The organism is Acinetobacter sp. YH12252 (assembly GCF_013417365.1).
Taxonomy (GTDB): Bacteria; Pseudomonadota; Gammaproteobacteria; order Pseudomonadales; family Moraxellaceae; genus Acinetobacter; species Acinetobacter towneri.
Genome location: NZ_VPEA01000001.1, coordinates 208085 through 230925, shown reverse-complemented (window position 1 = coordinate 230925; position 22841 = coordinate 208085). Strand labels below are relative to the sequence as shown.

Annotated in this window: 21 protein-coding genes; 13 read left to right on the top strand and 8 right to left on the bottom strand. The window is 41.1% G+C overall.

Annotated elements, in window-relative coordinates; all coding sequences use genetic code 11:
- Window positions 1-92 precede the first annotated feature (92 nt).
- Entirely contained in the window at window positions 93-599 is a 507-nt protein-coding gene (locus FTV28_RS01105) for a YqiA/YcfP family alpha/beta fold hydrolase (RefSeq protein ID WP_179989265.1), read from the top strand.
- 110 nt (window positions 600-709) lie between these two features.
- Here FTV28_RS01105 and FTV28_RS01100 read toward each other — a convergent pair whose 3' ends face one another.
- Window positions 710-1252, bottom strand: coding sequence for an adenine phosphoribosyltransferase (locus FTV28_RS01100; RefSeq protein WP_004972003.1), 543 nt, complete (start codon window positions 1250-1252; stop codon window positions 710-712).
- A 484-nt stretch (window positions 1253-1736) separates the two neighbouring features.
- Between FTV28_RS01100 and rubA the strand changes: the two genes are divergently transcribed.
- From rubA to FTV28_RS01075, 5 genes are all read left to right on the top strand, one after another.
- On the top strand, window positions 1737-1901 hold the full coding sequence (rubA, locus tag FTV28_RS01095) for a rubredoxin RubA (protein ID WP_004972007.1): 165 nt from the start codon (window positions 1737-1739) through the stop codon (window positions 1899-1901).
- Between the two features lie 72 nt (window positions 1902-1973).
- Entirely contained in the window at window positions 1974-3152 is a 1179-nt protein-coding gene (locus FTV28_RS01090) for an FAD-dependent oxidoreductase (RefSeq protein ID WP_096900969.1), read from the top strand.
- Between the two features lie 56 nt (window positions 3153-3208).
- Window positions 3209-4147: an alpha/beta fold hydrolase gene (locus tag FTV28_RS01085; protein WP_131261612.1), complete on the top strand. Its 939-nt coding sequence runs from the start codon at window positions 3209-3211 to the stop codon at window positions 4145-4147.
- A gap of 13 nt (window positions 4148-4160) precedes the next feature.
- A complete protein-coding gene (gene oxyR, locus FTV28_RS01080) occupies window positions 4161-5066 on the top strand; it encodes a LysR family transcriptional regulator OxyR (RefSeq protein WP_096900971.1) in 906 nt (301 codons plus the stop codon).
- A gap of 364 nt (window positions 5067-5430) precedes the next feature.
- Complete coding sequence (locus FTV28_RS01075) at window positions 5431-6066, top strand: LuxR C-terminal-related transcriptional regulator (protein ID WP_179989264.1); 636 nt, start codon at window positions 5431-5433, stop codon at window positions 6064-6066.
- Between the two features lie 110 nt (window positions 6067-6176).
- Here FTV28_RS01075 and ppk1 read toward each other — a convergent pair whose 3' ends face one another.
- On the bottom strand, window positions 6177-8258 hold the full coding sequence (ppk1, locus tag FTV28_RS01070) for a polyphosphate kinase 1 (RefSeq protein WP_096900973.1): 2082 nt from the start codon (window positions 8256-8258) through the stop codon (window positions 6177-6179).
- A gap of 133 nt (window positions 8259-8391) precedes the next feature.
- Entirely contained in the window at window positions 8392-9066 is a 675-nt protein-coding gene (mtgA, locus tag FTV28_RS01065) for a monofunctional biosynthetic peptidoglycan transglycosylase (RefSeq protein ID WP_004972019.1), read from the bottom strand.
- 76 nt (window positions 9067-9142) lie between these two features.
- Here mtgA and FTV28_RS01060 point away from each other — a divergent pair, with 76 nt between their 5' ends.
- Window positions 9143-9958, top strand: a complete 816-nt coding sequence (locus FTV28_RS01060; protein WP_179989263.1) for a rhomboid family intramembrane serine protease — start codon at window positions 9143-9145, stop codon at window positions 9956-9958.
- Window positions 9959-10004: 46 nt separating this feature from the next.
- On the opposite strand, the gene FTV28_RS01055 is transcribed toward FTV28_RS01060, so the two are convergent.
- Window positions 10005-12494, bottom strand: a complete 2490-nt coding sequence (locus FTV28_RS01055) for an ABC transporter permease (RefSeq protein ID WP_179989262.1) — start codon at window positions 12492-12494, stop codon at window positions 10005-10007.
- Window position 12495: 1 nt separating this feature from the next.
- On the bottom strand, window positions 12496-13245 hold the full coding sequence (locus FTV28_RS01050; RefSeq protein WP_179989261.1) for an ABC transporter ATP-binding protein: 750 nt from the start codon (window positions 13243-13245) through the stop codon (window positions 12496-12498).
- A gap of 12 nt (window positions 13246-13257) precedes the next feature.
- On the opposite strand from FTV28_RS01050, the gene FTV28_RS01045 reads away from it, so the two are divergent.
- A complete protein-coding gene (locus FTV28_RS01045; RefSeq protein WP_234113847.1) occupies window positions 13258-13887 on the top strand; it encodes an arylesterase in 630 nt (209 codons plus the stop codon).
- Window positions 13888-13926: 39 nt separating this feature from the next.
- Here FTV28_RS01045 and FTV28_RS01040 read toward each other — a convergent pair whose 3' ends face one another.
- Window positions 13927-14541: a carbonic anhydrase gene (locus FTV28_RS01040; RefSeq protein WP_168418702.1), complete on the bottom strand. Its 615-nt coding sequence runs from the start codon at window positions 14539-14541 to the stop codon at window positions 13927-13929.
- Window positions 14542-14839: 298 nt separating this feature from the next.
- On the opposite strand from FTV28_RS01040, the gene FTV28_RS01035 reads away from it, so the two are divergent.
- Entirely contained in the window at window positions 14840-15901 is a 1062-nt protein-coding gene (locus FTV28_RS01035) for an alpha/beta fold hydrolase (protein WP_026438298.1), read from the top strand.
- 18 nt (window positions 15902-15919) lie between these two features.
- The gene (locus FTV28_RS01030) at window positions 15920-16933 is read left to right on the top strand and encodes a hypothetical protein (protein ID WP_179989260.1); all 1014 of its coding nucleotides are present in this window, start codon (window positions 15920-15922) and stop codon (window positions 16931-16933) included.
- A gap of 72 nt (window positions 16934-17005) precedes the next feature.
- Here FTV28_RS01030 and nfuA read toward each other — a convergent pair whose 3' ends face one another.
- Complete coding sequence (nfuA, locus tag FTV28_RS01025; protein ID WP_096900978.1) at window positions 17006-17644, bottom strand: Fe-S biogenesis protein NfuA; 639 nt, start codon at window positions 17642-17644, stop codon at window positions 17006-17008.
- A gap of 157 nt (window positions 17645-17801) precedes the next feature.
- Between nfuA and FTV28_RS01020 the strand changes: the two genes are divergently transcribed.
- The 3 genes from FTV28_RS01020 to FTV28_RS01010 all read left to right on the top strand — a co-directional run bounded on the left by FTV28_RS01020 (window position 17802) and on the right by FTV28_RS01010 (window position 20731).
- Complete coding sequence (locus tag FTV28_RS01020; RefSeq protein WP_096900979.1) at window positions 17802-18419, top strand: rhomboid family intramembrane serine protease; 618 nt, start codon at window positions 17802-17804, stop codon at window positions 18417-18419.
- A gap of 317 nt (window positions 18420-18736) precedes the next feature.
- On the top strand, window positions 18737-18931 hold the full coding sequence (locus tag FTV28_RS01015; RefSeq protein WP_004972042.1) for a hypothetical protein: 195 nt from the start codon (window positions 18737-18739) through the stop codon (window positions 18929-18931).
- 252 nt (window positions 18932-19183) lie between these two features.
- On the top strand, window positions 19184-20731 hold the full coding sequence (locus FTV28_RS01010; RefSeq protein WP_179989259.1) for a hypothetical protein: 1548 nt from the start codon (window positions 19184-19186) through the stop codon (window positions 20729-20731).
- Between the two features lie 128 nt (window positions 20732-20859).
- On the opposite strand, the gene FTV28_RS01005 is transcribed toward FTV28_RS01010, so the two are convergent.
- Window positions 20860-22476 carry an inorganic phosphate transporter gene (locus tag FTV28_RS01005; RefSeq protein ID WP_179989258.1) on the bottom strand — a complete coding sequence of 539 codons (1617 nt, stop codon included), beginning with the start codon at window positions 22474-22476 and terminating at the stop codon, window positions 20860-20862.
- Window positions 22477-22841: the final 365 nt, after the last annotated feature.

Sequence of the window (22841 nt, the reverse complement as noted above, 5' to 3'; positions counted from 1 at the left end):
CTGCTGATGTATCAGTCTAAATATTTTATTTTCTATCCACTTTATCTTTAGGCTCAGTTTGACTCAAGATGTTTAACTTTGTGAATCTGGCAATGAATACATGTGCTTTAAAAGTCTTGTTTTTACATGGATTAGATTCCTCGCGGGAGTCGACTAAATTCCATGCCATAGATGCAAAACAAAAATTTTGTATCAATGTCGATTATCGCAACTTAAATTATCAAACTGTTGCCGATTTTTATCACAATATCATTCAAAAAATTAAGCCTGAAATTTTAGTGGGACATAGTCTAGGCGGCTATTGGGCACTCAAAATGTCTTTGTCGCACCATATTCCGTGTGTGGTGGCAAATCCAAGTTTAGCTCCCACATTTCGCAATGACTATCCTGCAATTTCAGATGATGACTTGCAGCACGATATTCCACAATTGGCTTATTTAGAATTGGGCGATGAAATTTTGGATATGCATGCCGCGCAAGCATTTTTAGAAAACTATATGCAGACCTCTACTTTTGAGTCTGGGCATCATCGCTTATTGCATCCAGAAAATATTAATTCTTGTATTCAGCAAATCAAACAAGCTTATCTTGCCAAATAAAGTCAAAGCTATCCATTAAAAATAATCAATTAAACATCACCCATTAAAAAAGCCTGATCACAACTATGGAGATCAGGCTTTTTTACAGCAGTTACAATAACTTAAAAGGATTAAGCCACTGCTTGTTCTGGTTTAGATTTATTGTCCAATACGGACCAAATATCTAAACCTAAATTTTTGTGTAAATCTGGTAAGTCTAGGAAAATGCTTGCACCTAAAACTTGATGATTACATTTTTCAGCCAATTGTTTCACTGCTTTTAAAGTGCCACCTGTCGCCAATACATCATCTACAATAATGACTTTTTGCGCTTGCACATCGGCAGCCATTTCTAAACGGTCTAAACCGTATTCTAAGCTATAACCCACACCCACAACTGGTGGTGGCAATTTACCTGCTTTACGCACAAGTACCAAACCTTTGCCTGTACGCTGTGCCAAAAGGCTCGCCAATACAAAACCACGTGCTTCTACTGCAATAAAGCTTTCAACTTCAGCTAATTTTTCTGCAGGAATGCTGGCAATTAAAGCATCTGTTAATGAATCCAAATTATTCATAAACAAAGGCGTTAAATCATAAAAATCTACGCCTGGTTTTGGAAAATGAGGAACTGTACGAATATGCGACCACAAAAAAGTAGACAAATTGCTCATGGAAGATCAGAAATGTGACTAAAGAATGGTTGAATTTTACCGTTTATTTTCACATAAGGCTAGTGATCGAATCGGCAAGACTGCCATCAATCACGCATCAAAACACTACAAGGTTTTGATTTTTATAAACTTTAATATACTTAAAAATATTAATATATATTTATTCCATAATAAAATAGCAAAAATATAAGACTTTTACTGTACGACCAAGGTCTTAAATGGCATTTAAACGCATAAAAACGTGATTTTTCCTGCAGCCATTCTCTCATTACAATGCCGTATCTATATCAAAAGAGGTCTTTTCTGCGCGGTTATGTCCCATGCAGCTATTCATTCTATAAAAGCACAGATTAAAATCGCTTATTTACTTTACTTTAGCCGTATAACTGCGTAAAAATTTAATCAAATAGATATATCATACAACTAGTCGTAGATAAGTTTTTTGCTGATCTGGAAATTTAAAGATCGGTTTATGGAGAATTGAATGAAAAAGTATCAATGCATCGTTTGTGGATGGATTTATGACGAAGCAGAAGGCTGGCCTCAAGATGGTATTGTGGCAGGTACATTATGGGAAGATATTCCTGATGACTGGACTTGCCCAGACTGCGGCGTTTCAAAAGCTGATTTTGAAATGATTGAAGTTTAAGACCACGAAAAGACCATGTCCGATGGTCTTTTTTTAACGCCAATTTCTATGCCCTCATTTGGAGTACACCTTATGCATCCTATCGTTATTATTGGTTCAGGCATGGCAGGTTATACTGTTGCACGCGAGTTTCGTAAGCTAAATGCAGAACAAGAGTTAGTCATGATTTGTGCAGATGATGCTGCCAATTATGCCAAACCAACTTTATCTAACGCATTGGCGGGCAATAAAGCCCCTGCTCAAATTGCATTGGGCGATGCAGCTAAAATGGCAAGCCAACTCAATATGCGTATTGAAACCCACACTTGGGTTAAAGCAATTGATGCAGAAGCGCATGTACTTGAATTAGAAAAAGAGGGTGTAAGCAGCCAACAACCTTATTCTAAATTGGTTTTGGCAGTGGGTGCGAATCCTGTACGTTTAGCCATTGCGGGCGATGGCAGTGATGACATTCATGTGGTAAATAATTTAAGTGATTACACCGCATTTCGCCAACAGCTTGAACAACGTCAAGACAAACGTGTGGTGATTTTAGGTGCAGGTTTAATTGGTTGTGAATTTGCCAATGACTTGCAGCAAACAGGACACCAAGTCACGGTGATTGACCTTGCACCACAACCACTAGGTCGTTTATTGCCGGATTATGTAGCCAGTGCTTTTAAACAAAACCTAGAAGAAACGGGTATCCATTTTGTATTGGGTACAACCGTTGAAAAAGTTTCGAAAATTAAAAATGACGACTATTTAGTGACCATTACCAGTGGTCAGTCTTTAATTGCCGATGTGGTACTGTCTGCCATTGGTTTACAACCAAACATTGCTTTGGCTAAAACAGCAGGCATCGAAACCAGTCGTGGGGTCTTAACCAATGCGCAACTTGAAACCAGCCAAGCTGATATCTATGCAGTAGGTGACTGTGCGGAAGTGAATGGTATTTTATTGCCGTATGTGATGCCAATCATGCAGCAAGCACGTGCCTTAGCCAAAACCTTAAATGGTGAAACTACTCAGGTACACTACCCTGCCATGCCTGTTGCAGTGAAAACACCTGCTGCACCACTGACCGTTTTACCTGCGCCACTAGGGGTAGATGTCAACTGGCATACCGAAGAATTTGACGATGGCATGATTGCCAGAGCCTATGACCAAACCGATACCTTACGTGGCTTTGTCCTATTAGGCGCAACAGCGGCCAAACAACGCTTGAGTTTGACCAAATTAGTGCCAGACTTATTGCCTGTATCGGAATAAAATAAAAACAATAAAGGGCGATTGATTTCGCCCTTGCCTGACATGAGGATCACAACATGAATAGTGCACTTCAGTTCACCACATCGCCCTATACGGCATTTATGCACGAAACCAAAGTCGATTTAGGCAACGGAATTCAGCTGCATGTCGAAGTGGGCGGCAAAACTGAAGATCCACCTATTTTGCTGATTATGGGTTTAGGCGCACAAATGTTGTACTGGCCCGATTTCTTTTGTAAATCACTGATTGATCAGGGCTATCGTGTCATTCGCTATGACAACCGCGATATTGGTTTGTCATCCAAAATTCGCCACAAAGGCCCGCGTCTGAACACCTATAAAATGATGGGGCGTTTTAGCTTAGGTCTGCAAAACCACGGTGCGCCTTATAACTTATTTGATATGGCGGATGATGCTGCATTGCTATTAGAGCGCTTAGGCATTGAAAAGACCGAGGTGATTGGTGCTTCTATGGGCGGCATGATTGCACAAATTTTGGCAGCCAAATATGCAGATCGCGTGAATAATTTAGGCTTATTATTTACCAGTAATAACCAGCCTTTTTTACCACCACCATTTCCGAAACAACTGTTCAGCTTGCTAGAAAGACCAAAATCACAAGATGAAAATGGCATTGTTGATCATAGTTTAAAACTATTTAAGGTGATAGGCTCACCTGGCTATGTGAATCAACTCGAAACGATGCAAACTGCACGCAAATTATATCAGCGAAGTTATTACCCTGCGGGTGTACTTCAACAGTTTTTAGCAATATTATGTACAGGCTCGTTGCTACAACTGGACAAACAAATTCAGCAACCTACCCTTGTGGTACATGGTTCGCAAGATCGTTTGCTCCCACCAGGGCATGGTAAGGCTGTTGCGAAAGCGATTCCGGGCGCTAAGTTTGAATTAATCAAAGGAATGGGGCATGATATTCCTCCACACTTTATTCCTCATCTTAGCGAACTGTTTGCTCACCACTTTAAATCATAATCATTAGGACACTATGGCTGCATTACCATCTTTAAGACAGCTGTCATACCTCGTTACACTGTCTGAAACGTTACATTTTACAGAAGCGGCTCGCCGTTCTTTTGTAACTCAGTCGACTTTGTCTGGCGGGATCATGGAACTGGAGCGCCTGCTTGGCGGCGTACTGGTAGAACGTGATCGACAGAATGTACGTTTAACCCCATTGGGTGAACAAGTCGTAGCACGCGCCCGTGTTCTGTTAGCAGATGCACAGGACTTAATGCGTTTAAGCCGTGAAATGAGTGAGCCTCTCACAGGTGATTTACACTTAGGCGTGATTCCAACCATTGCCCCATTTATTTTGGCGCAACTGTTAGATGAAGTGCATAAGCAGCTACCTAAAATTCAATTGCATTTACACGAAGCGCAAAGTGAAAAAATTGTCGAAAAACTGGAACACGGCAATTTAGATATGGTGGTGTTAGCCCTGCCATTCGATACGCGTGGTTTGAAAGTGGCTGAAATTTCTAAAGAAGATTTGTTCTTGGTTTATCACAAGGGCGATCAAAAATCGGCGCAGGCCAATTCTTTAGATGATTTGGATTTATCGCGTTTAATGCTGCTTGAAGAAGGTCATTGCTTACGTGATCACACTTTAAGTGCTTGCCCGATTGGTGAACGCAAAAACGATCATCGTTTAAAAGCCAGCTCTTTGCCGACCTTGGTTGAAATGGTGTCTGCAAATTTAGGCTTTACCCTATTGCCTGAAATTGCAATTCATAATGCCATGATCAAATCGAATCCAGATTTACAGATCAAAAGTATTGAGGCTGCACCAAGCCGTACTTTGGCTTTAGTGACGCGTAAAAGCACGCCATTACAAAGTGAATTTGACGTTTTGCTGCAGATTTTACAGAAAATCACTCAAAACGCAGTCTAAATTTAGACACACGATCCAACATTTCATTAAGGAGCCAACATGGCTCCTTTTTTATTTTTCGTTCAAAAATGCGTATTGTTTTTGCAGTTCACTATGATTTAAGTGACTTATAAATATGAATAAGTTTTAAAATGTGAGATTCATCACAAATTCAACAATTCACTCTTACCACTGAACGAAAGAACGGTATCGAGTTACATTACTCACATTTTCAACATATTTCAAAAAAACATATTCAGCAACAATTACTTATATTTACCCTTTTTATATAAAAATCACTATATTTAAGGATATTCAGTTACAGCAATATCACGCACAATCTATTTATCAAAATTATTTATAGAACAGCACAGGAGTATTTGTCATGATTCACAGAGATCTCATTTTACCTGTGCCTGTTCTGCTGATTGATGATCAGGTAGAAGCATCACAAAATTTAAGCCACATTTTACAAAATTTTGGCTACCCTAAAGAGGTTCTACTTTGCAGCCCATCGCTCGCAAATGCAGTGCTGATGGTGCAGCAACATTTGCCTAATTTGGTATTTATCAATTTACAGTCTTGGTCAAAAGCTCAAATTGATTTTATCCAAAATCTCAAACTTTTCCGTAAAGACACCTTAATTGTGGCAGTGCTGCCTTCCAGTATGCCCAAACAATTGCTACAAGCCATCCATTTAGGCATTTCAGCCTATGTCTTTAGCGACCAATCTGCTACAGGCATGCAAAACCAGATTCGCACTATTTTACGTGGTGGCTCACCGCTAGATGTCAACTTGGCCAATGAAATTTTAGCCTGCGAACAATCCATTGTCGCACATGGTCATTCTTTGGCACTCTCTAAAACTGAACATGAAATATTGGCGCTTTCAGGACAAGGTTTACCTTCACAACAAGTTGCTGCCAACCTGAATGCTTCAGAACAACTGGTGCATGGTTATGTGAAAAGTATTTATCGCAAAATTATGAATGCGGATGATGCGATGTGCTGTTTTTCTTAAATTATTGATCAATAAATATCAATCAAAAATATAAGTCTTAAATAAATATTAGAAACAAAAAAAGAGCGATGTCTGGCATCGCTCTTTTTACCTGTTATAAATGTTTGAAACTAAACAATACTATCGGTCAGGATACGCTGCGCATTGTGTGGTTCTTCACCCTCAGCTGCTTTTACACGCACCCAAGTTCCATCACCCTGCAACAGCCACGCCTGTTGATTGTCTTGCATGTAGGTCAATAAACCTTGCTCATAAATACGCTTTTTCAAAGCTGGATCTTCAATTGGGAAACACGCTTCAACGCGGTTAAATAAGTTACGATCCATCCAGTCAGCACTTGAACAATAAATACGTGGATTGCCATTATTAGAGAAATAATAGACACGGGTATGTTCAAGGAAACGTCCGACAATCGAACGCACACGGATATTTTCCGATAAGCCCGGCAAACCTGGGCGCAAGCAGCAAATTGAACGGATGATGAGATCAATTTGCACACCCGCCTGAGACGCCTCGTACAATTTATTGATCAATTGCATTTCAGTCAGTGCATTCACTTTCACAATAATTTGTGCGGGCTTACCTGCTTTAGCATTGGCAATTTCTTCATCAATATAATTCACCAACTGTGCGTGCAGGGTAAATGGTGCATGCAACAACTTTTTCAGTTTTGCCATTTTACCCATGCCTGTTAGCTCTTGGAAAATACGATGCACATCTTCACACAGCTCTTTGTCTGTGGTCAGTAAACCATAGTCGGTATAAATACGCGCATTGCCTGCGTGGTAGTTACCTGTGCCTAAATGTACATAACGCACCAATTTATTATTTTCACGGCGCACCACCAAAATCATTTTGGCGTGGGTTTTATACCCCACAATACCGTACACAACCACAGCGCCCGCTTCTTGCAACACGTTAGCCACAGCAATGTTAGATTCTTCATCAAAACGTGCACGCAGTTCAATCACCGCAGTCACTTCTTTACCGTTTCGTGCAGCCTCTGCAAGCACTTGTACAATTTCAGAATCTGCGCCACTACGATATAAAGTTTGTTTGATTGCCAAGACTTGTGGATCACGTGCAGCTTCACGCAGCAAGTTAATCACGGGTGCAAAAGATTCAAACGGATGGTGTAATAAAATGTCTTGCTTTTGCATCGCTGAAAAAATATTTTCAGACTTTTTTAACACCTTTGGAATGGCGGGTGTATGTGAATCATAACGTAAATGTGGACGTTTAAAATTAGACAATAAACGCGCCAAGTTCACTGGGCCATCTACTTTATAAAGTTGTTCTTCTTCAAGATCGAACTCATCTAGCAAATAATCATAAATGGCTTTCGGGCAGTTGTGCGTTACTTCTAAACGTACCGCACGACCAAAACGGCGTGAGTTTAATTCGCCTTTTAGGGCTTTGGCCAAGTCTTCTACATCTTCATTTAACGCCAAATCTGCATTACGGGTCACACGGAATTGATAGCATCCAGTCGCAGTCATGCCCGGGAATAAGTCAGACACATGCTCATGAATAATTGCTGAAAGCATGACGTGGTGCTCTTTACCGCCTGTAAGTTCATCGGGTAAACGAACTACACGTGGTAATGAACGTGGTGCAGGAACAACCGCCAAATCAATTTGACGACCAAAAGCATCTTTCCCTTCTAAAGTCACAATAAAATTCAGACTTTTATTGACCAAACGTGGAAATGGATGTGCAGGGTCTAGGCTAATTGGGGTTAATACAGGGGCAACTTGCTCTTGGAAATATTTTTTCACCCATGCCGATTGTGCAGGGGTTAATTCACCACGACGTAAGAAACAAATGTCTTCTTCACGTAATTTTGGCAAAATTTCCTGATTTAAAATACGGTACTGGCGTTCAATAGCAGCATGTGCTGTTTTAGAAATTTGATCTAACACCTGCTTAGGGGTTAAACCATCTGGACTACGGCTTTCATTGCCCAAGTCCAATTGTTCCATCATGCCCGCAACACGAATTTCAAAAAACTCATCCAAGTTACGTGAAAAAATCAGCAGGAAGTTCATGCGTTCCAACAAAGGATGCAACGGATCGACAGCTTGCTCAAGCACGCGTAAATGGAAATCTAAAATAGACAGTTCGCGGTTAATGTAGCGATCATTATATGTATATTCTGTTTGCGCAGGAGTCGCGCCTGTTGCCGTATTCATACCCACCTATGCTTTTTTAAAATGTTTGGCACTGCTACAAGTATGCTTCAATTTTGTGACATTTTCATAAAAAAGGCCTAAAAAATTAGGCTTTGTGGATATTTTCACATTTTATAGTTTGTTTTCGCTCAATTTAGGGAATTTCCGCATAACGCATATAGCGCTGCACCATCTGTTTACGGGCTTTTAATGCCCCCGCATTACGATGTTCCTGAAAATATTTTGGATTGGTTAAAATCGCAGCCAAGAAAATTGCTTGATCACGGCTTAAACTTTTTGCACTTTTGCCAAAATAATGCTGTGCCGCAGCTTCGGCACCATAAATATTATCGCCAAATTCTACCGAGTTGAGATAGACCTCTAAAATACGCTGCTTTGACCACATGCGTTCCATCATCCATGTCGCCACAACTTCTTGCCCTTTACGCAAAAAAGATCGCTTATTGTATAAAAACAAATTCTTGGCGAGCTGCTGAGAAATTGTGGAACCACCTGCAACAACCTTGCCTTCATCTTTGTTCCGTTCCAGCGCAGTTTGAATACCTTCCCAGTCAAAGCCATGATGTTGCATAAATTTGCCATCTTCGGCAGTCACCACAGCTCGCTTTAAATTATCACTGAGTTGGTCATAGTCGCGCCATTGATGTTGTATAGGCTTACTCGGTTCAGCCCAATAATCCAAACGCATCATCATGGTCGATTGCACAGGCTGCGTACGCCACCACACCAAGCTGCTAAAAATCCATAATTGAACCAAAAGCACCACACTGACAAGAATTAACAAAGTTCGTATAAAAAAAGCTTTCATCTTGGTGCATGGCTCCTGAAGCGTTATTTTTTCGTGTTAAGCTTAGATTGATCACTACGACACAATATTCAAATATATGTCCCAACATCCCCCAAACCTGCGCAACAATAAAGTTGAAATTCACCTGTGGTGGATTACCGCAGCCCTGATTGCAATAAACGTGGCTTTGTTTGCATGGCAAGTGCACAACGGCATGAACATTAGCAATCCTAGCCCGCAAGATGCAATACGCTGGGGTGCTGATTATGCACCTTTAACCTTTTTGGCGGAACCCATTCGCCTGTTCAGCAGCATGTTTTTTCATTTCGGTTTAGTACATTTAATGTTAAATATGTGGGCCTTGTATATTTTTGGCAGCGTCAGTGAACAGTTGTTTGGGCGTGTCTATTTTATAGTGTTATATGTTTGCGCAGGTTTGATGGGTAGCCTGCTTAGTGGCTATGTCAGCATTCAAGACAGCTATACCCTGCTCGAACAAGGTGTCGCTAATCCAAAGCTGTTACCTAGCGTGGGTGCAGGTGCATCGGGTGCGGTGATGGGACTTGGAGCTGCACTGACGGTATTGGCGTTATTGCCCCAATTACCGCGCCAAAAATTTCTCTTGGATGGTAAAACCTTAGTGATGGTAATGGCACTAAACTTAGGTATGGGCTTTATGATCAGTGGCATTAATAATGCTGCACATATTGGCGGCATGCTCATGGGCGCAGCCATGACACTCATTTGGTATATTGGACAACGCAGCAAACACAGTAACTTAGTGAACGGTTTTGCGATGCTCCTTGCACCATTGGGCTGTGCTGCATTTTACTGGTATTGCCATCAACTGCTTGCCCCAATTCAACCCCTTTGGCAAGAACTGCTTAGCATAATGCAACGCAGTCTGGGTTAAACAATCAACCTTTACAACAAGTAAAACAACATCAACTAGAGATGAATCAGGACTGATTCATCTCCCTTAAACTTTGCAGTGGCGGAATATCGCATAAATAACTTAAACGATAACGTCCAATCAAGGCACACAGCACGGTCATAAATACAGGCAAAATCAGCCAGATGTCCCAATGTGGTTGCAGCATTAAATCCATGCGGTAACTGGCAACAGCACTAATGACTTCGGCAAATAAACACGCCACTATTCCCGCCATAAAGCCCATAAAACCGATTTCCAGACTCAACATACGTTTGAGTTTTTGTTTAGAACTACCAAAAGAACGCAGTAATGCGACTTCGCGTTTGCGCTCATCCATCAGCAAGTTTAAACACGCGATTAATACCAACAGCCCAGACACACTCACCAAAATGGCTAAAATGGTGATGATCTGCACCAACACATTCACAATGCGTTTAATTTCATCCAAAATTAGGCTGACATCAATAAACACTGTGTTGGCAAATTGCTGAATCAATTGAATTAGTTTCGGTTTATCTGCTTCAGGCACATAGAAACTGCCCAAATAACTGCCTGCATTTTCATCCATAGTGTGCGGTGAAAAAATAAAGAAAAAATTTGGACTAAAGCTTTCCCACTCCACCGTACGCAGATTAATCACTTCGGCTTCAAGTATGCCTTCAGGCAAACTAAAACTGAGTCGATCACCAATTTGAATGCCCAACTCGGCAGCCGTATCTGCTTCTACTGACACTTGTCCCACTGCACTGAAATTGGCTTGCCCATTTACAATGATATTATCGGCAGGATAACGGTCAGACTGTGTCAGGTTGAGTTCGCGTCTTAACGTATTGCTTTGCTGAATTAAGGCGTCGGCAAAAGGTTGATCATTTTTGGCGACCAAACGCCCGCGTATATTTGGATAAAGTGGCGTGCTGTGCCACTGCTGCTGCGTTAATTGTTGTTGAAACTCAGGCATATCAAACGGTGGCAAGCCGTAAACAAACTGATTGGGTGTTCCTTCGGGCAATTGCTGCTGCCAACGATCTAGCAGGTCGGTACGCAACACTGCAAGTACCGTAATTAAACTTAATCCTAAAGCCAATGCAGTAATTTGAAATGCCGTGACAGCAGGCGCACGAATATACGCTGCGAGTCTGCCTTTAGAATGACGCAATAATTTTAATAAACTCCACACCACTCCATACAGCAATACGCACAGCGCAATAATCGCACCAATCACCCATGTACTAAGCACTAAACTTTCGGTCAAGACCACACAAAATACGATTAGACTTAGCGTCCCTGTAAGCAACATCCACCACCAAGCGCGCATGCTTTTGTCTTGTTGGCGAATCACGCGAATCGGTGCGGTATTCAGCAATTGCAATAAATTAGGCAGCACAAAACCCAACAACACCACAGCACTGGTGAGCATGGCGATTGGCAATGGCCCAAGCAACATTGCCATGGCTGAAAATTGAATTTCCAGGTGCGGAATCAGTTGCAGCATGATTTGCAACAAAGCATAGCCCAAGGTCACGCCCAAAATACTGCCAATGCCCATAGCGATAATTAAGACCAAAGCAAGCAAAGCCAAATAAGCGGCTAAAATTTGTCGTTTACTTGCACCAATACAACGTAATAAGGCGATATGATCCTGATTTTGTTGCACATAGCGCTGATTGGTCAAACCAATCGCAATCCCACACAATAAAATGGTCAGGATATTCGCTAACTGTAAAAAGGTATCTAAATTGGCAATGGGGCGCATTAAGCGAGTATTGCCTTCACTGGCATTGCGTAGTCTTAAACTACTTTGTTCTTCAAAGTTTTGTTCAGGGCTGGCCGTTTGCTGTGCCTGTGCAGGCTGTTGTGTATGTGTTTTAAAATACTGCTCAAAATTTTGTGTATCTTTGGCGCTGCCTGCCAACAACAAACGGTAATCTATGCGGCTACCCACTTGAATCGCGTGGGTACGTGCCACATCGGCCTGTGAAATAATTACTGTCGGCGAAAAACCTGAAAAACCGAGTTCCTGATTAGAATCATGTTCAATTTTGGCAGTCACGGTAAATGCTGCATCGGCAATATTTACTGTTTCACCCAGTTTAACGTGAAGTAAATCCATAGCACGTTGGCTTAGCCAAATTTCGCCAGACTGAATCTTGTCCGCTGCAGGACTGACCCGTAATTCACCGCGTAACGGAAAATTGTGCTCAATCGCTTTGACATTCACCATCACAAATTGTGCTTGAGTATGTGCCATCGAACTAAATACAGTCACATGCGACTGTTGTAACTGATGTGCAGTCGCCTGATCCTGCCAGTCTTGTGCAATGGGTTCATTGTCGCTCAGGACTAAATCACCCGCCAACATTTCTGCCGCTTGCAACGCTACCGCATTTTGAATTTGTTCATTGCTAAACTTTAAGGCCGTGGTCGCACTAATCGCTAAAGTCAGCGCAATAATCAGTAAATATACACCACTGCTTTTAAAACTCTGCTTTAACAGCGGATGAAATAATGCGTTCATTTCATCCTCCTGTTATGGCAGCAGTTGGCTTAGCTGCAAATTGCTCAACCAATTGCCCATCAATTAAGGCATAGTGACGCTGACATTGTGCCGCCAGTTTCGGGTCGTGCGTGACCAACACCAAGGTTGTGCCCAACTCGCGGTTCAATTCAAATAACAATTGCTCAATTTCAGTTGCAGTTTCCCCATCCAAGTTTCCTGTCGGTTCATCGGCAAAAATAATTTTAGGTTCACGAATTAAAGCACGTGCAATGGCGACACGTTGTTGCTCACCTCCCGAAAGCACTTTCGGCGTTTGCTGTGCTTGTCGTTCTAAACCCACACGTTTCAGCAAGTTGAGGGCTTTTTGTTCTGCCTCTGCATATTTAAATTTTTCCTGCAAACGTAGTGGCAACATCACATTTTCCAGTGCCGTCAAATGCGGCAATAACTGAAATGACTGGAACACAAAACCAATATGCTTTAAACGAACTTCTGCACGTTGTTCTTCGTTTAATTCTGCAATTGACTCATCACATACCACCAATTTTCCACTGCTGGCCTGATCTAATGTTGCCAAAATACCCAATAAGGTCGATTTTCCTGAACCCGAACGACCTGTAATGGCCACTTGTTCACCTTCCTGAATATCGAAGTTTAAATTCTCAAAAATGGTCAATTGTTTTTGTGCAAGTTGTATCTTTTGTGTCAAATTTTGGGCAGAAATAATCGTTTGTGGCATGATATTAGATTCTTTAGTGTTTTGAGTCATACGTTTCCCATTATGCAAAATCGCAATCTAACTAGTCGTGTCTTCCCGCGTGTGTTGCTGCTCGGACTATGTTTCAGCCCACTCGTGGTATCTGCAAAAACCATTATGATTGTAGGTGACAGCTTAAGTGCAGGTTACGGCATACAACCACAACAAGGTTGGGTTCACTTATTGCAAAAACGTTTAGAACAACAGTATCCGAAACAGCATAAAGTGGTCAATGCAAGTGTCAGTGGCGAAACCACCAGTGGTGCTTTGGCGCGTCTGCCTAAATTGCTGCAGACCCATCGTCCAGACGTTGTAGTCATTGAGTTAGGCGGAAATGATGGCTTGCGTGGACAACCGCCACAAATGATTCAAAAAAATTTAGCGAACTTAATTCAGCATAGCCAAAAAGCCAAAGCGAAAGTGGTGATTTTTGGGATGAAAATGCCGCCAAATTACGGCTCGGCGTATAGCAAAGCATTTGAAAATAACTATAAAGTGGTGAGTCAGCAATATAAAGTCAAATTACTGCCATTTTTTATGGAAGGTATTGCGGGCAATAAGCAATTGATGCAAAAAGATTTAATTCATCCAAATGCCAAAGCTCAGCCTATTTTGCTAAATAATGCTTATCCATATATCAAAGGCGCTTTATAAAGCGCCTTTGAGGAAAATCTAATTGCTGTGCGGTTCGGATTAAAAATCAAAAAAAACCACTTCACCTGTTTCCAGTGAATATTCTGCACCCACTACTTTGAGCTGACCTTGTTCAATCAAATTTTCTAAAACTGCTGAACCATGACGCAATTGATTCACCGATGCGAACACATTTGAACGTACAGCATGCTTAGATAATTTCGCCAAGTCATTTTTCAGTTCAGTCTGCATTAAGGTTTCAACTGAAGGACGAACACGGTTTACAATCGACATTAAATTTGCCGATGGTGGACAATCTGGGCACATTAAAGTATCAATTGTGGCTTGAATCGCACCACAATGGCTGTGTCCTAAAACCACGACAACCGCACAGTCATAGCGCTCTGCTGCGAACTCAACGCTACCAACTTGTGATGGCGCAACCACGTTGCCCGCAACACGAATTACAAAAAGATCACCCAGTCCTTGGTCAAATACCATTTCTGCTGGTACACGTGAGTCTGAACAACCTAAAACAATCGCAAATGGATTTTGGTCTTCTGCCATTTCTGCACGCTGCTGGTGCGACAATTGTTTAGGATGTTTGGTGTCACCAGAAACAAAACGTTGGTTTCCTTGTTTAAGACGTTCTAAAGCTTCTTGAGCTGTTAGCATTCTTGATTTACCACCGATCTTTGAAGTTGCAATATTCTAAAGCCAGACTGGGTGAATGTCACTTGCAAAAAAATTAGCTTATGCTTTTTTATTTCATGATTTTTGTTATAAATTTTTTCCATTTTTCTTGAGATGTATCACATTTTCTACCATTTGTTTCCATACCATCAAAAAAGTAAGGGGTGACTTTCTAGGTGAAATATCTACAATAAAAGCAATAATCTTTCGCAATTAGACCTAAGATCTAATGCCTTAATCATTGGAGCCTGTTTTGGGTTCGTCAGGGGAAGACGTTTTCATGATGAAATTTATTCGATCACGTTATCTACATACGACTTTATTGGCTTTGGGACTAAGTACATCTTGCCTTGTGCAAAGCGCTGCGCCCAATCCATATACCTTCACAAAAAACAATAACGCCAGTAACAGCAACGCAACTGAACTTAAACTATTACAAAATCATTTTCAGCAACAGCGCAAACAAGCAGGACTAAGCTCTAAAAGCATTCGTGTTGGAGATGTCGTCTGGAGCTATAACGAAGGTGGCTCGCACAGCAAACCCACAATTTTATTGATTCATGGTTTGGCAGGCACACGTGATAATTGGAACCGTGTCGCGCAATTTTTAACCCCACATTATCATGTGATTATTCCAGATTTACCCAATAGCGGTGACACCAAAACTCCAAGCAATTTTGATAATTCAGTTCCGAATGTAACTTCACAACTGCGTCAATTTATTGAAGCAATTGACTGTGAAGAAAACTTACACGTGGCAGGACATTCTTTAGGCGGCTCAATTGCAACCGTGTATGCCTCGCAATATCCTTTTGATACGCAAAGTTTATTTTTACTCAATAGTGCAGGCATTTATAAACTTGCTAATACGCCTTACACCAAAAATCCATTATCTTTAAATGACTTAATTGTGAGCAAACATGGCGATTTAGCCGACGTCGCCAAACAAATCATGCAAAGCCCGCCTGCCATGACCTCACAAATTCAACATGCGCAAGAAGAAGTCCTGATTTCTCGCTCAGAACAAACCCGTAAAGCAATTGAGCAAATTGTCAAACTCAACCGTATTTATACTCCAGACTCATTTGCACGTTTAGCAGGATCAATTGAAGCACCGACCCTGATTTTATGGGGTAAGCAAGATCGCATTATTAATGTTGAAGTGGCGAAGGAATTACAATCTTTACTCAAACGCGCCGAAACACCTGTGATTCTTAATAATGTTGGACACATGCCGTTATTGGAAGCTGAAAAACAAGTCGCACAATATTATTTGCCGTTTCTGGCTAAAACTCAGAACCTAAAAAACCCACTTGCTGATAAACTGATTCCTCTAAATTAATTATTATATAAAACCTTCATGCAGAAACATCCCATCATTGAGCAACTAATTGAAGCTCAGCTTGATTTTTTAGATCAAGAATTTAACCAAAGTGAAATGGTACAAACTGAATTTGTGCAGTTTTACCAATGGTTTCGCAAACAAAGCTTACAAGATTTATGGACATCTGAAGCCATTCATCAACTGATTCAACATCAAATTTTAAATACACCTGCCAGTTCATTTTTAGTGGAACAAATTGCTGAGCATATTCGTTTTGCACTGGTACACCCTGTTAATGACAGCAGTAAAATTGCCGATGTGATACCTGTGCTGACCATCGACAAAATTGCACAATATGTTGCAAGTAAAAGTGGACATCGTCAGCGTTTGATTAAAGCCGTGGTGAATAATCCTGCCTTTGCCGCCATGATTACCCAACTCATTCAACATTCCATTCAGGATTATATGGATAATTCGGTGATCGCCAAAAGCGTGCCTGGCGTATCGCGTTTTATGAAAATGGGTAAATCGGTTTTGGAAAGCGTTACCGATACCAATTTAGACCAGACCATTCAGCATTATTTGCAAAAAAATGTGCAGAAGCTGACTCAAATGAGCGAGTCGGTGCTTAATCAACATTTTGATGAGGAAAAACTGTATCACTTCCAAGCCAATTTATGGCACACAGTTAAAGACTTGCCACTTTCCGTTTTAAAAAATTATATTGAAGTACAAGACCTATCCCAAACTGTCAATTTAGGACATGAAATTTGGGATCATTTACGCCAAAGTGACTATTTGAAACAGCAAGTGCATGATGGGGTTTATGCGTGGTATGTACGCAATCAGGCGCGCCCTTTTGACTTGTTATTGCACGACTTAAACATTGATGAAGCGCTAGTCCAACAACAATTACAACAACTGTTAAATCCAGTCATTCAAAAAATGATCGCTGAAGGCTATTTAAAGCAACGTGCGCGCCATTATTTAGAGAAATTTTATTATTCTGAAAAAACACAACAAATTTTAAATCTACAAACGAATGAATAGGGTCTGTTGACAATTTCAGATAAAAATAACCTCCTAAAATTTAGGAGGTTATTTTTAAGCGAGGCTTAGAGCTTATTTAAAATAAGCACCTTCAGATTGACTGTGGTCAGTCTGATCCACCACACGCATCAATTCAGGTACGTGTTGTTTCAAGGTTGTTTCAACACCTTGCTTTAAAGTCACATCAATCGCTGAACATCCTTGGCAACCGCCACCAAATTTCAATACTGCAGTTAAGCCGTGTTCTTCATCTTCAACCACTTCAACCAAAGCACAGTTACCACCATGCCCTGCTAAACCTGGGTTAATTTCAGACTGTAAAACATAAGTAATGCGTTCTTCTACTGAAGCATCTGGGCCTACGCGTGGCACTTTTGAGTTCGGTGCACGGAAAGTCAATTGACCACCAAAACGGTCTTTGTTGTAGTCAATTACGGCATCCAATAAATACGGAATAGACGGCGTATCAATAAATGCAGGAAAGTCTGGATATTCCTGTTTGTAGTCTGTAGGTACAACTTCATCGGGCGCACTATAAGCCATGCAACATTCAGCACGCGGTGTACCAGGATTTTCCACAAAAACACGCACACCAATACCCGGTGTATTTTGCTTTGCCAATAAATCCTTCAAATACTCTTGAGCAGTTGGCGTAATCAATAAGTTTGGAATTTCATCTACAACTGCTGTGCTGCTGTTCTCAGTCGACATAACAATAATATCCTCAAGCTGAAGTGGCTATTTTAACTGAAGATGCGGGGGAATAAAAAAAAATCAACCAAAATTGTCGGATTTATTCCTAAAGTTCGACTCAAACTCAGTTTTGATGCATTATTACAGCAGAATTCAAGTAAAAGAATAGGCGTTTATGCTCGATTTACCTTTTAATCATACCGTGACCATTATCATTATTACGGTCATTGTGTCTATGTTGGCGTTTTCCAAACAAGAATTAATGAATCGTCTGATTTTTTGGCCGCCTGCTATGCAACGTGGTCAATATGACCGCTTCATTACCCATGGTTTTGTGCATGCCGATGGTGCGCATTTGCTGTTCAATATGATTACCCTGTTTTTCTTTGGCAGCATTATTGAAAGTTTTTATCGCCAATACATCTATGATTTAGGCTTTGTTTTATTCTATTTGGGTGGTTTAATCGCCGCGATTATTCCAAGTTATTTAAAGCATAAAAATGACCATCGTTGGGCCAGCTTAGGCGCATCTGGTGCTGTATCTGCGGTGTTGTTTGCCTATATTTTGTTTGAGCCGTGGAAGTTGATTTTCGTGTTCTTTATTCCAGTGCCTGCCATTATTTTTGCAATACTGTATGTAGCGTATAGCATTTGGTCGGGTAAACGCGGCAATTCCAATATTAATCACAGTGCGCATTTATGGGGTGCGGCCTATGGTGTGATTGTGACTATTTTAATTGAACCACGCATCTTGCCTCACTTCCTGAATAAACTGGCGCAACTGCCGTTTTAACTTTTGAAACTATAACGACTCGGTACATCTACCACTGAGTCGTTGCTACTTTAAAGAATTTTCAAATCCGTCAATAGACTGCTTTCATAAATCCGCTTAACACCATCATTTATTGCCTCTCATCTTCAGCCTCTCTCATTGGGAAAAACGACTTTCAATCGTCATTTTATGAACTGCTGATAAGTATTTTTGATTGATGAAAGCATCTGAATGATCCAATACAGCATAAAGCACACAACAAATAACATGCAGTTACTCGACAAGCACTTATACTGAGAATATAAAGACTAAAACTATCAAGCAATCAGGAGTCAGCCATGAAAAAGTTTGCACTTCTAAGCGCCCTTTTACTTAGTTTAGGATTAAGCGCCTGTGCCGTACATACCCCTGAAGGCAGTGTGGTGATTGATCCTGACCGCACGATCTATCCGAAAGGCTATTATCCACACCAACATCCGCATGGTGATGGTGATTTTTGTCCTCCAGGTCAGGCGAAAAAAGGACGTTGTTAAGCTGTTGGTCTGAGTGAATAAAACATTGTTGATACAGCATCAGACTCATTTATGATTAGAACCTAAACATTTAAACACTGACCTTTAAATCCCAATAACATCTCATTCATATTAAAAACCTTTACGCTTCGTGAAGGTTTTTTTATTCAAATTTCACTCAATTTTGGTAGTTTTTGCTACCCAATATCGTAACTTGGCATAGATAATGTATACATCTGTATATTAATTTCAATTTAGTTTGCGAGTTTTTGCATGTCCACTTCTTACGATGGCTTACAGTTTCCAATTCATCCAGAAAACCATAAACCCAGCACCTCAAGCACAGGCAAACAAATTATTGCCGAAGCCTTAGCCACAGTCGATCATCAAAGCTCAGTTGATGCTTTGGCAGAAAAAAACTGGCGTAAGCACTATCCAAAATACTTTAAAGCCCTCGTGACCAATGGTATTCGTGAACAAGCTAACGCAATTCAAATTGCAGAAGATGGATTAAGAAAAGCTCATCAAAGTTTTGAGTTTTATCGTCATGAGCAAAAATATGTGCTGAAAGATGTCATGCACTTGCCTACTGAAACTTTACATACCTTTAAATTACAAGGCAGCAGCCAAGCAGCACCTGAATGGTATGTGCCGTATCGTGGGCAAAAGTTACAAGGTCAAGCTCTGCTATATCAAGTTGCAATTTGGCTAGCAGCAGGCATTATTGAACCAAGTCATGCCGAAGCGTTAAATGCAGCGGTGGCGCATCCTGAATGGTTTGATTTGTCTGACCGTAACATGGTGCTATTTGGCGCAGCTTCAGAAGCAGGGCCACTCACATGGTTAGCCAAATGGAAAGCCAATATTATTGCAGTCGATTTACCAAATAGCCGTGTGTGGAATAAAATTTTAAGCACTGTGCAACAAGGCAATGCCACCTTATACGCACCCAGTACAACACAACTCGCGGCAGATACCCCACTTGACGTTTTAACAGAACAATTGGGTGTAAATCTGCTAACGCAAACCCCAGAAATTGCACAATGGTTAGCTCAAAAACCTGAAACGCTAGATTTAGCAGCCATTGCCTATTTAGATGGTGAAAAACACGTGCGTGTTGCGATGGCAATGGATGCGATTATGCAATATGTCAGCGAACACAAAGCTGATAGCAGCCTTATGTTTATGTGTACCCCAACCGATGTTTTTGCCGTTCCTGAAGAAGTGATTAGCGCATCGGCAGAGAAGTTTCAGCAGCGTTCGCAAGGGCAAAAGCTACTTACCAAAAGTATTGAAACCATTTCACGCAGTCATTTCTTCCAAAAGAATCTGCATAATTTAATTGCTTCAGACAATGGTCAACATTATGGTATTGCCGACTGTTTGGTGGTTGAACAAGGGCCAAACTATGCTTTAGCAAAACGCATCCAGCAATGGCGTGCAATTTTAGCGCGTCATCAAGGACAGCATGTCAGCATCAATATTGCACCTTCGACCACCACACACTCTGTGACCAAAAATCCATTACTCAAAGCAGCACTTAGTGGCGCAAGTTTGTTTGATGTTGAAGCATTTAGCCCTGAAACCACCAATGCGATTATGGCGGCATTGTGGATTCATGACTTACGCAATCCAAACTCGGCAGCCAATCCTGAAGTGAAACTTGAGCATCCGCTCGAATTGATGATGGAAGGTGCGAACCATGGTGGATTGTGGCGCGTGGCGTATTTGGCACGAACGGCCCTACCTTTCGCTGCGCTCTATGGCTTTGCTGCAGATAAATTACCGCTGGACAAAGTCATCCAAAAATTTAAAAAGTAATGTAAACCGCTAATCTATCTATTCAAAAACTTGCCTGCAAATATTTCTCTAGACTGATCTGCAGGTATAAAAAAAGCGCTGTATCATCACAGCGCTTTTTTCAACCACTCAAAAAAGTTGAGAATGGATTAAAACACTTTTAAGAACAACCAGAACAAGCTACCCGATAAACAAATTGTCGCAGGTAAAGTGAAAATCCAAGCCGAAAGAATTGTACGCACCATTTGGAAATTCAGACCCGATTTATTTGCCACCATGGTACCTGCCACCGCACTGTTCAGTACGTGTGTAGTTGAAACTGGCATCCCCAAACCATCTGCAGCAGCAATAGTTGACATTGCCACAAGCTCGGCAGACATACCTTGACCATAAGTCATGTGCTGCTTACCGATACGTTCACCAACAGTCACCACAATACGTTTCCAGCCGACCATCGTACCCAAGCCTAGTGCTAAGGCAACGGCAACTTTGACCCAAGTTGGAATGTATTGTAAGAATGAATCTAAATGGCTGCGGTAGCTTTTAACCACTTTTTTCTGTTCTTCCGACATTTCAGGCAAGGCATTGGCTTTGTCTAAACGCTTGAATGAAGTCGTGCTTAAATACATATCATTACGCATTTCTGCTACTTCAGCTTCAGGCACATCTTTCAAGTTGCCATATTGACCCACACGCTCACCCAAATGGTCAGTTAAGCTTGCCAAAGCAGGCACGACTTCAGGGGTAATTTCTTTGGTCTGAATATAGCTAGTGATGACCTGACGTGCTTTTTCATCTGGCATATCGGCATGTTGTGGATAAATCACATCAGCCGTTTGCGTTGAAAGCTGCTGGAACGATTGAATGTGGTTTTGGCCTAACTCTTTATTTAACGAGTACGCCAACGGCACAATCCCGATCAAAATCAACATGATTAAACCCATGCCCTTTTGACCATCGTTTGAACCATGCGCAAAACTTACCCCAGTACAAGTAAAAATTAGAATGGCACGAATCAGTGGTGGTGGTGGCTTATTGCCTTCAGGTGGCTGGAACAACTCCATTTGTTTCTTGAAGATTTTTTTCACCAAGAAGAACAAAATCGCAGCAAAGGCAAAACCAATCAGTGGCGAGAACAATAAAGCCTTGCCCACTTTCATGACTTGTTCCATGTCTACGCCACTTGCACCCGCACCTGAGTTCAGCAAGTAGTTCATAATCCCCACACCTAAAATCGAACCGATTAAAGTGTGCGAACTTGAAGCAGGAATACCGAAGTACCACGTTCCCAAGTTCCAGACAATCGCGGCAATCAACATGGCAAAAACCATGGCAAAGCCTGCGCCTGAACCGACATTCATAATTAGTTCGACTGGAAGTAAGGCAATAATACCGTAGGCAACTGCACCACTGGCGACCATCACCCCAAGGAAGTTACAGAAACCCGCCCACATTACTGCCACAGGTGCAGACAAGGCATTAGTATAAATGACCGTTGCCACTGCGTTGGCTGTGTCGTGGAAACCATTCACAAATTCAAAGCCTAAGGCAATGAATAAAGCGGTCGCCAATAAAATCACCGAGTACATACTCAGCGCAGGCACGTGGGATAAGTCCGCAGACAATTGGAAACCAATATAAATAAGGGTAGAAACGATGATCGTTAAAAACACCGGCATAAAAAATTTCGGTGTAGGCACATGAACATTGGTCGATTTAGTGGTCGACTTGTGTGCTGAATCTACAGGAGTTGGATTAGAATTCATGCAAGCAGAAAAGAGGATTTAAAATCCCCTTATTGTTCAATTAAATTGTGACAATTATATGACAAAGAGCTGTTATATAAAGCAACTTTCATACTTTATTTTCACACTTTAAGCTGTATTTTTTGTGCATAAAATTAAAATTAACTTTTAAATTTAAACACTTAGAATAAATAAACCTACTTTTCTTATGCCATTCTCTCAAATTTAGATTGTTACACCTTTGTCATATTTGCCTAAAATTTCAGACAAAATTTACCGTGAGCCAATTTTGCCTGAGCAATATGACAAAGCGATGACGCATCAAAGTAAAATCAAAATTAGAATGTTCCTCATCACAACTTTTATTTAGGTTCAAAAGCTACAGC